The 11,885-nt window shown below is 66.3% G+C and carries 14 protein-coding genes; 10 read left to right on the plus strand and 4 right to left on the minus strand.

What is annotated here, in order from left to right; genetic code table 11:
- The first annotated feature begins 68 nt into the window (after positions 1-68).
- Positions 69-1,676: a malate synthase A gene (gene aceB, locus ACFJGT_RS17920; protein ID WP_377840412.1), complete on the plus strand. Its 1,608-nt coding sequence runs from the start codon at positions 69-71 to the stop codon at positions 1,674-1,676.
- A gap of 64 nt (positions 1,677-1,740) precedes the next feature.
- Here the strand turns inward: aceB and ACFJGT_RS17925 are convergent, their stop codons facing one another.
- Genes ACFJGT_RS17925 through ACFJGT_RS17935 form a run of 3 tightly spaced genes read right to left on the minus strand, consistent with a single transcriptional unit; the run spans position 1,741 to position 3,115 of the window.
- Complete coding sequence (locus ACFJGT_RS17925; protein ID WP_377840414.1) at positions 1,741-1,902, minus strand: hypothetical protein; 162 nt, start codon at positions 1,900-1,902, stop codon at positions 1,741-1,743.
- A 49-nt stretch (positions 1,903-1,951) separates the two neighbouring features.
- Positions 1,952-2,893, minus strand: coding sequence for a dihydrodipicolinate synthase family protein (locus ACFJGT_RS17930; protein ID WP_377840417.1), 942 nt, complete (start codon positions 2,891-2,893; stop codon positions 1,952-1,954).
- Between the two features lie 9 nt (positions 2,894-2,902).
- The gene (locus ACFJGT_RS17935) at positions 2,903-3,115 is read right to left on the minus strand and encodes a hypothetical protein (protein WP_377840419.1); all 213 of its coding nucleotides are present in this window, start codon (positions 3,113-3,115) and stop codon (positions 2,903-2,905) included.
- A gap of 176 nt (positions 3,116-3,291) precedes the next feature.
- On the opposite strand from ACFJGT_RS17935, the gene ACFJGT_RS17940 reads away from it, so the two are divergent.
- The 9 genes from ACFJGT_RS17940 to ACFJGT_RS17980 all read left to right on the plus strand — a co-directional run bounded on the left by ACFJGT_RS17940 (position 3,292) and on the right by ACFJGT_RS17980 (position 10,112).
- Positions 3,292-4,335 (plus strand): DUF3616 domain-containing protein, encoded by a 1,044-nt coding sequence (locus tag ACFJGT_RS17940; protein ID WP_377840421.1) that lies wholly within the window; start codon positions 3,292-3,294, stop codon positions 4,333-4,335.
- Between the two features lie 3 nt (positions 4,336-4,338).
- Positions 4,339-4,899 carry an NUDIX hydrolase gene (locus tag ACFJGT_RS17945; RefSeq protein ID WP_377840424.1) on the plus strand — a complete coding sequence of 187 codons (561 nt, stop codon included), beginning with the start codon at positions 4,339-4,341 and terminating at the stop codon, positions 4,897-4,899.
- A gap of 159 nt (positions 4,900-5,058) precedes the next feature.
- Positions 5,059-5,472 carry a hypothetical protein gene (locus ACFJGT_RS17950; protein WP_377840427.1) on the plus strand — a complete coding sequence of 138 codons (414 nt, stop codon included), beginning with the start codon at positions 5,059-5,061 and terminating at the stop codon, positions 5,470-5,472.
- On the plus strand, positions 5,447-5,959 hold the full coding sequence (locus ACFJGT_RS17955; RefSeq protein WP_377840430.1) for a hypothetical protein: 513 nt from the start codon (positions 5,447-5,449) through the stop codon (positions 5,957-5,959). Before ACFJGT_RS17950 ends, ACFJGT_RS17955 begins: the two co-directional genes overlap by 26 nt.
- A gap of 133 nt (positions 5,960-6,092) precedes the next feature.
- Positions 6,093-6,377, plus strand: a complete 285-nt coding sequence (locus ACFJGT_RS17960) for a metal/formaldehyde-sensitive transcriptional repressor (RefSeq protein ID WP_377840432.1) — start codon at positions 6,093-6,095, stop codon at positions 6,375-6,377.
- Positions 6,378-6,402: 25 nt separating this feature from the next.
- On the plus strand, positions 6,403-7,515 hold the full coding sequence (locus ACFJGT_RS17965; RefSeq protein WP_377840435.1) for an S-(hydroxymethyl)glutathione dehydrogenase/class III alcohol dehydrogenase: 1,113 nt from the start codon (positions 6,403-6,405) through the stop codon (positions 7,513-7,515).
- Between the two features lie 213 nt (positions 7,516-7,728).
- Positions 7,729-8,565, plus strand: coding sequence for an S-formylglutathione hydrolase (gene fghA / locus ACFJGT_RS17970; RefSeq protein ID WP_377840439.1), 837 nt, complete (start codon positions 7,729-7,731; stop codon positions 8,563-8,565).
- A gap of 76 nt (positions 8,566-8,641) precedes the next feature.
- The gene (locus ACFJGT_RS17975; RefSeq protein ID WP_377840442.1) at positions 8,642-9,064 is read left to right on the plus strand and encodes a low affinity iron permease family protein; all 423 of its coding nucleotides are present in this window, start codon (positions 8,642-8,644) and stop codon (positions 9,062-9,064) included.
- 190 nt (positions 9,065-9,254) lie between these two features.
- A complete protein-coding gene (locus ACFJGT_RS17980) occupies positions 9,255-10,112 on the plus strand; it encodes an outer membrane protein (protein ID WP_377840444.1) in 858 nt (285 codons plus the stop codon).
- 56 nt (positions 10,113-10,168) lie between these two features.
- Here the strand turns inward: ACFJGT_RS17980 and gpmI are convergent, their stop codons facing one another.
- Complete coding sequence (gene gpmI / locus ACFJGT_RS17985; RefSeq protein ID WP_377840447.1) at positions 10,169-11,683, minus strand: 2,3-bisphosphoglycerate-independent phosphoglycerate mutase; 1,515 nt, start codon at positions 11,681-11,683, stop codon at positions 10,169-10,171.
- Positions 11,684-11,885 lie beyond the last annotated feature (202 nt).

Consider the following 11,885-nt stretch of genomic DNA (forward strand, 5'->3'; position numbering starts at 1 on the left):
ATTTTTTCCGGATTTTGCAAAGCGCGCTTTCGCGGAATGATGGCTGCAACGTGATCGGAGGACCATCCATGTCGGACACCCCCACCCTCGCCCTGCCGGCCGGCGTCACCGTGAAGGGCGCCCTGCAGCCCGGCTTCGAGCAGATCCTGACCCGCGAGGCGCTCGGCTTCGTCGCCGACCTGCACCGCCGCTTCAACGAGACCCGCAAGCGCCTGCTCGCGCTCCGGGCCGAGCGCCAGAAGCGCTTCGACGCCGGCGAGACGCCGGACTTCCTGGCCGAGACCAGACATATCCGCGAAGGCGACTGGACCGTCGCGCCGATCCCGGCCGACCTCACAGACCGCCGCGTCGAGATCACCGGCCCGGTCGATCGCAAGATGATCGTCAACGCGCTGAACTCCGGGGCGAAGGTCTTCATGGCCGATTTCGAGGACGCCTCCTCGCCGGTCTGGGCCAACATGATCGAAGGCCAGATCAACCTCCGGGACCGCTGGGCGAACAAGATCGACTTCACCGATCCCACCAACGGCAAGGATTACAAGCTCAAGGCCGAGCCGGCCGTCCTGATCATCCGCCCGCGCGGCTGGCATCTGCCGGAGCGCCATATCGAGATCGACGGCGACGAAGCCTCGGGATCGCTGGTGGATTTCGGTCTCTATGTCTTCCACAACGCCAAGGCGGCTCTGGCCGCCGGCTCCGGCCCGTATTTCTACCTGCCGAAGCTGGAGAGCCATCTCGAGGCGCGGCTCTGGAACGACGTCTTCGTCGCCGCCCAGTCGGCGCTCGGCCTGAAGAACGGCACGATCAAGGCGACCGTCCTGATCGAGACCCTGCCCGCCGCCTTCGAGATGGACGAGATCCTCTACGAACTGCGCGAGCACATGGCCGGCCTCAATTGCGGCCGCTGGGACTACATCTTCTCCTTCATCAAGAAGCTCGCCCGCAACAAGGCCTATGTCCTGCCGGATCGTTCGCAGGTCGTGATGTCGAAGGCCTTCCTGCGCGCCTATTCGCTGCTGCTGATCAAGACCTGCCACAAGCGCGGCGCCTTCGCGATGGGCGGCATGGCGGCGCAGATTCCGGTCAAGAACAACCCCGAGGCCAATGCCGCCGCCTTCGCCAAGGTCAAGGCCGACAAGGAGCGCGAGGCCGGTGACGGCCATGACGGCACCTGGGTCGCGCATCCCGACCTCGTCCCGGTCGCGATGGAGGTGTTCGACCGGCTGATGCCGCAGGCCAACCAGCTCGGCAAGAAGCGCGACGACGTCTCGATCGGCGCCAAGGACCTGCTGGAGGTCCACCAGGGCACGCGCACCGAGGAAGGCTTCCGCGAGAACATCCGCGTCGGCGTCCAGTATATCGAGGCCTGGCTGCGCGGCCGCGGCGCGGTGCCGATCTACAACATGATGGAGGATGCGGCGACAGCCGAGATCAGCCGCGCTCAGATCTGGCAGTTCTGCCAGTACGGCGTCGAACTCGAAGGCGGCATCAAGGCCGATGCCGCGCTGTTCAAGCGCTGCCTGCCGGAAGAGATGGAGCGCGTGAAGGGCGAACTCGGCGCGGAGAACTATGCCAAGGGCCGCTTCCCCGAGGCGATCGCGCTGTTCGAGACGCTCTCGCTCGCGCCCAATTTCGAGGACTTCCTCACCGTTCCCGCCTACGCCAAGCTGAACTGATCCAGGTTGGATCGATGTTTCGAAGGGCGCCGCGGCATCGCGGCGCCCTTTTCATTTGCACGGCTCAGTGCAGATGCCACCAGACCCGCGCGCCGATGAGAATGGCGAGCAGGACGACCGAGCCGAACAGGTGCAGCAGGTCGGCCTTCCAGCCGCCGGCCGATGTCCGCGGAACGGAGCGATAGATCGCCTCCCGGCGGCGGCGATAGGTTCCGATTGCGGTCATGAAAACCTCCATCCGGTTCGCGGCGTGCGCTGCGGCGCCCGCTGTGGATTCAAAGTCTGCGGGCTGCCGCCATGCCGTTGCCCGCCGGCTTCGTCGCCATGCCGACAAGCGGATGCGGCAGGTCCTCTATGGCGTCGCAAAGCAGGGGCACGCATTCCGGGCGCGGCGGTGCGAGCGGCGCACGGCAGGCCGCGCCGACCTCCGGATGCAGCATCGATAGCGCGAGCTTGATCAGGACCGGATCAGGCTCGCGCGCGAGCAGATCGAGCAACGGAACGAGCCGCCGCTGCAGGATCTGCGCCTGCCCGTAGAATTCGGAGCGCGCCGCGCTGTCCAGCCGCGCCAGCCAATGCGGCGCGAGATTGCCGACGCTGGTGATCGCGCCGCAGCCGCCGGCGAGCAGATAGGACGGAATCGTCTCGGCCGCGCCGGTCAGGCGCATGAAACGGCGGTCGCGCGCGCGGACGATCCGGTCGCAGCGGACGAGATCGCCCCGCCGCTCCAGGATGCCGACGATGTTCGGCGCCCCTTCCAGCATCTGCAGCGTCTCCAGCGCGATCTCGACGCCGCAGCGATCCGGATCGTTGTCGAGGATGATCTCGAGCCCGGTCGCCTGCGCCGCCGCCAGCGCATGGGCCGCGAGCCCCGCCTGCGTCGGCCGGTTGTAATAGGGCATGCGCAACAGCAGGGCCGAGGCGCCGGCCTTCTCGGCTGCGACGATTTCCGCAACGGTTCCGGCCGTCGAATAGCTGCCGACGGCGGCGATCACCGGGTAATGCCGGCGGGCGATGCGGCGGGCGGCGGCGCAGAGCGCCTCCCGCTCGGCTCCGCTCAGCGTCGGGCTCTCGCCCGTGGCGGTGCCGACGACGATGCCGTCGGCGCCCTGCGCGATCTGCCAGAGAATCAGCCGTTCCAGCGCGCCGTAATCGATCGCATCGTCATCGAAGGGCGTGACCAGTGCGGTGAACATGCCGTGAAGCCAGTGGTTCATGACTTGGCCTCAGAGCAGCGAGAGCGTCTTGGCGGTCACCCGGACCGCACGCGCCCGATGCCCGGTCTCGAACACGGCATAGCGGAGCGCGGCGCTTCGATCGCAGAAGATGCCGCCGCCGCGCCCATGCGTCTCGACGGCGAGCCAGTGGCCTTCCGCGTCGCGCCCGACCAGGAACTGGAGCGGGCCGCCGAAGGATCTACGAGGGATACTGAACATCATCCTGTTTCCCGAACGGCCTCCAAGGGCCGCCCCGACAAGCTAGGGACGCCGCCATAGGGGTTCGAGACGAGGCGATGGGCAGTGTCATCAAGATCCCATAGGGGTCGCACCCGCCGTGCTTTGACATCCGCCAGCCGGACGCGCTCAATCCGCGCCCCTTCCTCCGGATTCGCCCGATGCGCTACCGCCTCCTCGCCACGCTCGTCGCAGCCAGCCTTCTCGGGACCGCTTTCACTGAGGCAGCGACGCTGGCACCGGAACAGCGCTTCAGAACGCTCGCGGATTTCTCCGGCAAGAAGGCGGGCAAGCCGGCGCGGGATGTCAGCGGGCTCGCCTGCATGCCCGCCGCAAACGGCGTACAGCGCTGCCTGCTGATCAATGACGAGGGCTCCTTCGCCCAATTCGCCCGCATCGCCGAGAACCGCATCACCCCGGATGCAACGCTGCCGATCATCGGCGGAGAGGCCTCTTCCGATACGCTGGGCCAGCCGCCACAGGGCATCTGCAAGATGCCCGGCCGCTTCGCCGAGCTCGACGGCGAGGCCGTGGCCTATGCCGACGGCGCCTTCTACGTCTCAGGCTCGCATGGCTGCTCGCGCAAGAAGGGCGAGTTTCGCCTCTCGGCCTTCCACCTCGCCCGGATCAAGGTCGATGCCGAAGGCACCGCCACCGGCAAGGTCGAGCTCACCTATCGCCTCAGCGACATGCTGCGCGCCGCCGGCCCCGCAGCCCCCTTCTTCGGCCGGGGCCTGATGGACGATAACGGCCTGAACATCGAGGGCATCGCGGTCACCGGCGACACGCTTTGGGCCGGCCTGCGCGCGCCTTCGCTCGGCAATCGCGCCTTCCTCGTCGGCGCCTCGCTCAAGGCCCTGTTCGCGCCGGGCCATGCGCCCGCGACGGAGACGCCGCGGGTCTTCGAACTGCCGGCCGGCAGCAATCGCGGCATCCGCGACCTCGCGCCCCTGCCTGACGGCCGCCTGCTCGCCCTGCTCGGCCCGGCGCAGGAACAGGCCCTGCCCTATTCCCTGCTGCTGGTCGACCCCGCCAAGCCCGGCGCGGCAACGCCGCTTGGCGATCTGCCCGGTCGTGGCGGCGACAAGGCGGAATCCCTGACCGTGCTCGCGCCGGACAGCAAGGGCCTCGCGGTCCTCATCGGCTATGACGGTCCGAAGAACGGTCATTTCGAATCCTATCGCCTGCCGATCGAGCCTCGCTGACCCATGAATTTCCGCAACGATCTCTCCCGCGCCGTCGAACGCTATCGCGCCGAGGTCGCCGATCCCTACGAGCACCTCGCCTTGCTGCGCTGGCAGATGGCCGAGGGCCACGCGCTCGACCGGCGCGACACCTTCCCCGGCCACCTCACGACCAGTGCCTTCGTGCTCTCGCCCGACCATGCGCAGGTGCTGCTGATCGACCATGTCGTGATCGGCCGCTGGCTCCAGCCCGGCGGCCATTGGGAGGAGGCCGAGCAATTCCATCTCTCGGCCGCGCGCGAGGCGGTCGAGGAAACCGGCGTGCAGGGCCTTGTCCTGCATCCCTGGCATCAAGGCGGCGACCTGCCCTTTACGATCGACAGCCACGACGTGCCCGGCAAGCCGTCCCGCGGCGAGCCCGCCCATATCCATCACGACCTGCAGTATCTCTTCCTCGCCGACCCGGCCCTGCCGCTCGTCGCGCAGGTCGAGGAGGTCCATGCCGCCGCCTGGAAGCCGATCGGCGCACTGGCCGGGATCGCACCGCGCGCTCTGGAACGGTTGTCCAACCTGCCGAAACCCTGACTGTTGCAACGCAACAACAGCGGCACGGATTGCGGAAACGACTATGGCTCTTTTATCGCGACGGGATCAGGCTCCCGACATGGTTCAGTTGAGGATGAAATAGTTATTGCAATTGATTTGCATTAGCGTATCAATCCGAGACCTCCCCGGAGCCCCCCTATGTCTTCGAAAGCCATCGCTCTCGCCCTGATCGCCGCGGCCCTCTCGGCCCCCGCCATCGCCGCCGATCTCTCGTCCCGCAAGGCGGCCTCCGCCCCGCCTCCCGCCGCATTCGCCTGTACGGAGAGCGAGGGCATCCCGACCGACGCCTTCGGCTTCACCACCGGCTCCGATGTCGCCGATACCGGCTCCTTCGGGACCAGCCTGACCTATGGCGGCGGCTTCGGCACGCGTGGCGGCAGCTCGAACAGCCACGGCCTGACCCTGCAGGGCTCCTACGGCCTCTTCCCCTGCTTCGAGATCGGCCCTTACGTCCTGGGCAACATCACCAGCGCCTCGGCCGGCGGCGTCAGCGCCGACTTCGCGCGCCTTCGGCGCCGGCGTCGAGATGAAGTACAAGCTGCTCGGCCGTGACATGCATGGGCTCGGCCTCACACTGGTCATCGACCCCAGCCTGAACCGCGCCGATCCGGACGGCGCCGGCCGCTTCACCACCTATAATACCGGCATCCGCATCTTCGCCGACAAGACGCTGATCCCGAACACGCTCTATGCCGGTTTGAACATCTCGCACGACCTGACCTGGACCGGCCCCTCGCCGTATCAGCGCTCGTCCACGTTCACCGTCGGCGGCGCGCTCGCCTGGCAGGTGCGGGACGGCCTCTATCTCAGTGGCGAGGTGCGCCACATGCGCGCCCATAACGAGCTCGGTTTCGGCAACGAAGCGGGCTACGCCACCTTCGTTGGCCCGGGCGTGTTTTGGCAGGCGACGAAGCAGCTCGCGTTGTCCGCCGCCTACAACGTCCAGGTCTCCGGCAAGGCCAAGGGCGAGCCGGGCAATCTCGACCTCACCAATTTCAGCCAGCATCTCGTCAAGGTGAAGCTCGGCTACAGCTTCTGAACCAATCCTGACAACACATCGATGAAAGAGCGGCAGCGGCGACGCTGCCGCTCTTTTCGTTTTAGTTCGCCTTGCGCGTTGACATACTCCCCCTCAGTACCATAGCGTCGCGGCAACCGGAGCCTCCGTGCCCATGCCTCACACGCCCGAAGAGAAGAAGCGCGCGGTCACGCGGCTGCGCCGCATCAAGGGGCAGACCGACGCCCTGATTACCGCTGTCGAGCGCGGCGAGGAATGTGGCGCCCTCCTGCAGCAGCTCGCAGCGTTGCGCGGTGCCGCGACCGGGCTGATGGCCGAAGTGCTCGAAAGCCATCTGCGCGAGACCATGGCCCGCCCGGTCGAGGCAACGCAGGCACAAGCCGAAGACAATGACGAGATCGCCGCGATCATGCGGGTCATCCGCCCCTATCTGAAATGAACATCCGCAAGGAAGGAAACACCCGATGAAGACCCGCGCCGCCGTCGCCTGGGAAGCCGGCAAGCCCCTCACCATCGAGACAATCGAGATCGGCGGCCCCAAGGCCGGCGAGGTCCTCGTCGAGGTTATGGCGACCGGCATCTGCCACACCGATGCCTACACGCTCTCCGGGCTGGATTCGGAGGGCAAGTTCCCCGCGATCCTCGGCCATGAGGGCGCCGGCATCGTGCGTGAGGTCGGCGCCGGCGTGACCTCGCTGAAGCCCGGCGACCACGTCATCCCGCTCTACACGCCGGAATGCCGCAGCTGTAAGTCCTGCCTGTCCCGCCGGACCAATCTCTGCACCTCGATCCGCGCCACCCAAGGCCAGGGCGTGATGCCGGACGGCACCTCGCGCTTCTCCTGCGATGGCGGCGAAGTGTTCCACTACATGGGCTGCTCGACCTTCGCGAACTTCACGGTGCTGCCCGAGATCGCGCTCGCCAAGGTCCGCGAGGACGCTCCCTTCGACAAGATCTGCTATATCGGCTGCGGCGTGACCACCGGCATCGGCGCCGTCATCTACACGGCCAAGGTCTGGCCGGGCGCGAACGTCGTGGTCTTCGGCCTCGGCGGCATCGGCCTCAACGTCATCCAGGGTGCCCGCATGGTCGGGGCCGACAAGATCATCGGCGTCGACATCAATCCGGCCAAGCAGGAGATGGCGCGCAAGTTCGGCATGACCGACTTCATCAACCCCGCCGAGATCGGCAACGACAAGGTTGTGCAGGCGGTCGTCGACCTGACCGGCGGCGGCGCCGATTTCTCCTTCGACGCCACCGGCAACACCAACGTGATGCGCCAGGCTCTGGAATGCTGCCATCGCGGCTGGGGTGAATCGATCGTCATCGGCGTGGCCGAGGCCGGCAAGGAGATCGCGACCCGTCCGTTCCAGCTCGTCACCGGCCGCGTCTGGAAGGGCACCGCCTTCGGCGGCGCGCGCGGGCGCACCGACGTGCCGAAGATCGTCGACTGGTACATGGAGGGCAAGATCAACATCGACGACCTGATCACCCACAAGCTCACGCTCGACGAGATCAATACCGGCTTCGACCTGATGCATGAGGGCAAGTCGATCCGCAGCGTGGTGGTCTATTGAGCAGCCGTTCCACCGCCTCATTCGGCAGGCACTGAAGCACCACCTCTTTGTCATTCCGGGGCAGCGCGAAGTGCTGCACCCGGAACCCACGACCGGGTACGACGCTTGAATAAGCCGACCGGGCAAGGGCTCGCCCGGTCGTAGGTTCCGGATTCGGCCTCTGGCCGCCCCGGAATGACAAGCGTTGTGCCAAGACTTTGAAGGAACCGCCCCATGGAACTGATCTCCTCCTCCAAGGCCTTCGGCGGCTCGCAGCGCGTCTACCGGCATGACAGCGCCGCCTGCGCCTGCCCAATGAGCTTCGCGATCTACCTGCCGCATCAGATCGAGGACGGTCCGGTTCCGCTGCTCTGGTATCTCTCGGGCCTGACCTGCACGCACCAGAACGTCATGGACAAGGGCGAGTACCGCGCCGCGGCCGCCGCCAACGGCATCGCGATCGTCTGCCCGGATACCAGCCCGCGCGGCGAAGGCGTGCCGGACGAGCCGGATAACTGGCAGTTCGGCTCCGGCGCCGGCTTCTATCTCGACGCGACGCAAGAGCCCTATGCGAAGAACTACCGCATGGAGACCTATATCCGCGACGAGCTGCCGGAGCTGATTGGGCGGCATTTCCCCGTAGACATGAACCGGCAGGGCATCTTCGGCCATTCCATGGGCGGCCATGGCGCGATCACGCTCGCCCTCAAGAACCCCGACCGCTACCGCTCGGTCTCGGCCTTCGCGCCGATCGCCCAGCCCTCGACCGCCGGCTGGTCGCGCCCGGCCTTCGAGAAATATCTGGGGCCGGACGAGACCAAATGGCGCGCCTATGACTCGACCCTGCTGATCGCCGACGGCCATCGCGTCCGCGACCTCCTCATCGATCAGGGCACGGCCGACGGTTTCCTGGAGGAAGGCCTGCGCCCGCAGCTTCTCGACATCGCCTGCGCCGCCGCCGGCATCCCGCTACAGCTCACGATGCGCGACGGCTACGACCATTCCTACAACTTCATCTCGACCTTCATGGCCCAGCACATCGCCTGGCATGCCGAGCGCCTGATGGCGTAATGCTCCCAGCGCGGGAACGCCCGCCTCCCCGGCCGCGTTGAGCACAAAGCCTCAACCGGCCTCGGGGGAACGTTCCATGGCCAAGCGCCGCATGCCGCAGAGCGACCGCTCGCTCTTCACCCGCCTGTCGCAAGCCGTAGCGCATTGGGCCGGCAGGCCGCAGACCTTCATGGGCGCGGCGGCGCTGATCGTCATCTGGGCGCTCTCGGGCCCGTTCTTCGGCTATAACGACACCTGGCAGCTTGTGGTGAACACCTCGACGACCATCGTCACCTTCCTGATGGTCTTCATCATCCAGAACAGCCAGAACCGCGACACGGCCGCGATGCAGATCAAGCTCGACGAATTGATCTGCAAGCTGGAGGGCGCCCGCGAGGAGCTGCTCGATCTCGAGGAGCTGGACGAGGACAAGCTGGAGGCCATTCGCAACGAGTTCGAGGCATTGGCGGCCAAGGCCCGCAAGCTCGCGGCGTCGCCTCCCGAAAAATCACCTGCGTAAGAATCTGCCCTATGACGGCCAGCCCCTAAGCATCCGCTAGAGCTCCGCCTATCTTTCCGCCGCCGTTCAGTCCCCGGTAAGGTTAGCTTTTAGGGTTAAGTGTCGTTTAAGAAATAACTGCCATGGTCCTGTCGTGGGTAACTCGCGCGGGCTGCGTTCTTTGCGCCGCGCAAATGCGAAGGACACTGCCATGGGCAGCCTGAAAACTCTTGCGCTGGCGGGCAGCCTGGTCCTCGGCGCATCCGCCGCAGCGCAAGCCGCCGATCTCGCCTACGCACCGCCTCCTCCGCCAGAGCCTCTCGGCCTCAAGGGCACGATCTCAAGCGGCATCTATCTGCGCGGCGATATCGGCGTCGGCATCCAGAACGTCGGAAAATACCATCAGGACGACGTCGCACAGTTCGGCGGTACGTTCGCTGGAAAGAAGGCGGATAATGCCTATTTCGGCGGCGTCGGCATCGGTTATCGTATCAACAACTGGTTCCGACTGGACGGCACATTTGAGTACCGCGGCGCGGGCACGATCCAGGTGACGGACACCGTCTTCAATCCGTTCGCCGGCGTCTACCAGAACAACACCTACAAGGGCGACCTGACATCAATGGTCGCTCTGTTCAACGGCTATATCGATCTCGGCACCTGGAACTGCCTCACGCCTTACCTCGGAGCCGGCATCGGCTACGCCTCGAACCGAATCTCCGGCTTCACCGACGAGGGTATCGTTGGCCCGGCCTCGACTTTGGGCATCGCCAGCACCAGCACCAAATCCGGGGTCGCATGGGCTCTGATGGCCGGCGTCGGTTACGAGGTGAACAAGAACCTGACGATTGAAGCGGGCTATCGCTACCTCAATCTCGGCGACGCGCAGTCCGGCCGCATCAACAACACCGCATTCAGCCAAGTCTACGCCCCGCTCAAGGCGAAGGACATCGAGAGCCACGATTTCCGCATCGGCATGCGCTGGAACTTCGGCGATCCGAACTGCTGCGGCCCGGTCGAGCGCGAGCCGGTCGCCTACGCCCCGCCGCCGGTGGTGCGCAAGTACTGATCCCCAGCGGATCGAAACACCAAACGGCGCGGATCACTCCGCGCCGTTTTGCTTTGTCAGCGCAGCAGCGACTGCCCGGTCATCTCGGCCGGCTGCTCCAGCCCCATCAGCGCGAGCAGCGTCGGCGCGATATCGGCGAGGCGCCCGTCGGCGAGACCCTTGCCCTGCCCGCCGACCAGCATCAGCGGCACCGGATTAGTGGTGTGGGCCGTATGCGGCTTGCCCGTCACCGAATCGACCATCAGCTCGGCATTGCCATGGTCGGCGGTGACCAGCAGCGCCCCGCCCTGCCGCCCGATCGCGTCGGCAATGGCGCCAAGCCCCGCATCCACCGTCTCGACAGCCTTGATCGCGGCGGCGAGCACGCCGGTATGGCCGACCATGTCGGGGTTGGCGAAGTTGAGCGCGACGAGATCGTAGCGCCCGGAATCGATCGCCTCGACTGCCTTGGCGGCCAGTTCCGGCGCCGACATCTCCGGCTGCAGGTCGTAGGTCGCCACCTTCGGCGAGGGCACCATGATCCGGTCCTCGCCCGGATAGGGCGTCTCCTCGCCGCCATTGAAGAAATAGGTGACGTGCGGATACTTTTCGGTCTCCGCCATGCGCACCTGCTTCAACCCGGCCTTGGCGACGGTCTCGCCGAGCCCATTGGCCAGCGTCTGCGGTGCGAACAGCGTCGGCATGACCTTGTCGAGCTCGGCGCTGTAGGAGGTCATGCTGACCGCCTTGACCAGCACCGGCGTGCGCAGCCGGACGAAGCCGGCGAAATCCGGCTCCAGCACGGCGGCCAAAATCTCGCGAATGCGGTCCGAGCGGAAATTGAAGCTGAGCAGCCCGTCGCCGTCCTTCATCCCGGCATAGGCGCCGATCGCGGCCGGCAGGATGAACTCGTCGGTGACGTTCTTCGCGTAAGCCGCGGCGATTGCGGCCTGGGCATCCGGGAAGCGCCCGCCCTCCCCCAGCACCATCGCGCGCCAGGCCTTCTCGACCCGCTCCCAGCGATTGTCGCGGTCCATAGCGTAATAGCGCCCGGAAACGCTGGCGATGGAAGCGCCCACCGGCAGCGCCGCCGCGAAGGTTTTCACGTAGTCGGCGGCCGATTGCGGCGGCGTATCGCGCCCGTCCGTGAAGACATGGACATGCACTGTGATGCCCTGCGCGGTCAGGACGCGGGCGAGTGCCACCGCATGGTCCTGATGGGCATGGACGCCGCCCGGCGAAACGAGGCCAATGAGATGGCAGGCGCCGCCGCTTGCCTTCAGCCCGGCGACGAGGCCGCTCGCTTCGAGGGATTGCGCGATCGAGCCGTCGGCGATCGCCTGGTTGATGCGCGGCAGGTCCTGCATCACCACCCGGCCCGCGCCGAGATTGAGATGGCCCACCTCGGAATTGCCCATCTGCCCCGGCGGCAGGCCGACATCGAGACCGGAGGTGTGCAGGAAGGCATGCGGGTTCGCGGCCCAGAGCCGGTCGAAATGCGGGGTATTCGCCAGCTTGACGGCGTTGTTCTCGCTCTCCTCGCGCCAGCCCCAGCCATCGAGGATCATCAGCATCACGGGGCGAGGCGGCATCGGCTTGACCTGTCGGCAAGGGTGAAATCTGCTTGTGCGGATACCATGCGTCACGCCGTCGATGCGAGTGTTAAGAGTCTACTCTGAAATTCGAGCCCTCATCCTGAGGAGCGCCTTCAGGCGCGTCTCGAAGGATGTTTCAGGAGGTTCCGGAACCATCTGGAGCATCCTTCGAGACGCCGCTATCGCGGCTCCTCAGGAT

Source organism: Allobosea sp. UC22_33, from assembly GCF_042700715.1.
Lineage (GTDB): Bacteria > Pseudomonadota > Alphaproteobacteria > Rhizobiales > Beijerinckiaceae > Allobosea.

Excerpts from the sequence above, each read along its gene's own strand:
- aceB (WP_377840412.1), top strand. The coding sequence starts at position 69 with ATGTCGGACACCCCCACCCTCGCCCTGCCGGCCGGCGTCACCGTGAAG.
- ACFJGT_RS17925 (WP_377840414.1), bottom strand. The coding sequence starts at position 1,902 with ATGACCGCAATCGGAACCTATCGCCGCCGCCGGGAGGCGATCTATCGC.
- ACFJGT_RS17930 (WP_377840417.1), bottom strand. The coding sequence starts at position 2,893 with ATGAACCACTGGCTTCACGGCATGTTCACCGCACTGGTCACGCCCTTC.
- ACFJGT_RS17935 (WP_377840419.1), bottom strand. The coding sequence starts at position 3,115 with ATGATGTTCAGTATCCCTCGTAGATCCTTCGGCGGCCCGCTCCAGTTC.
- ACFJGT_RS17940 (WP_377840421.1), top strand. The coding sequence starts at position 3,292 with ATGCGCTACCGCCTCCTCGCCACGCTCGTCGCAGCCAGCCTTCTCGGG.
- ACFJGT_RS17945 (WP_377840424.1), top strand. The coding sequence starts at position 4,339 with ATGAATTTCCGCAACGATCTCTCCCGCGCCGTCGAACGCTATCGCGCC.
- ACFJGT_RS17950 (WP_377840427.1), top strand. The coding sequence starts at position 5,059 with ATGTCTTCGAAAGCCATCGCTCTCGCCCTGATCGCCGCGGCCCTCTCG.
- ACFJGT_RS17955 (WP_377840430.1), top strand. The coding sequence starts at position 5,447 with ATGAAGTACAAGCTGCTCGGCCGTGACATGCATGGGCTCGGCCTCACA.
- ACFJGT_RS17960 (WP_377840432.1), top strand. The coding sequence starts at position 6,093 with ATGCCTCACACGCCCGAAGAGAAGAAGCGCGCGGTCACGCGGCTGCGC.
- ACFJGT_RS17965 (WP_377840435.1), top strand. The coding sequence starts at position 6,403 with ATGAAGACCCGCGCCGCCGTCGCCTGGGAAGCCGGCAAGCCCCTCACC.
- fghA (WP_377840439.1), top strand. The coding sequence starts at position 7,729 with ATGGAACTGATCTCCTCCTCCAAGGCCTTCGGCGGCTCGCAGCGCGTC.
- ACFJGT_RS17975 (WP_377840442.1), top strand. The coding sequence starts at position 8,642 with ATGGCCAAGCGCCGCATGCCGCAGAGCGACCGCTCGCTCTTCACCCGC.
- ACFJGT_RS17980 (WP_377840444.1), top strand. The coding sequence starts at position 9,255 with ATGGGCAGCCTGAAAACTCTTGCGCTGGCGGGCAGCCTGGTCCTCGGC.
- gpmI (WP_377840447.1), bottom strand. The coding sequence starts at position 11,683 with ATGCCGCCTCGCCCCGTGATGCTGATGATCCTCGATGGCTGGGGCTGG.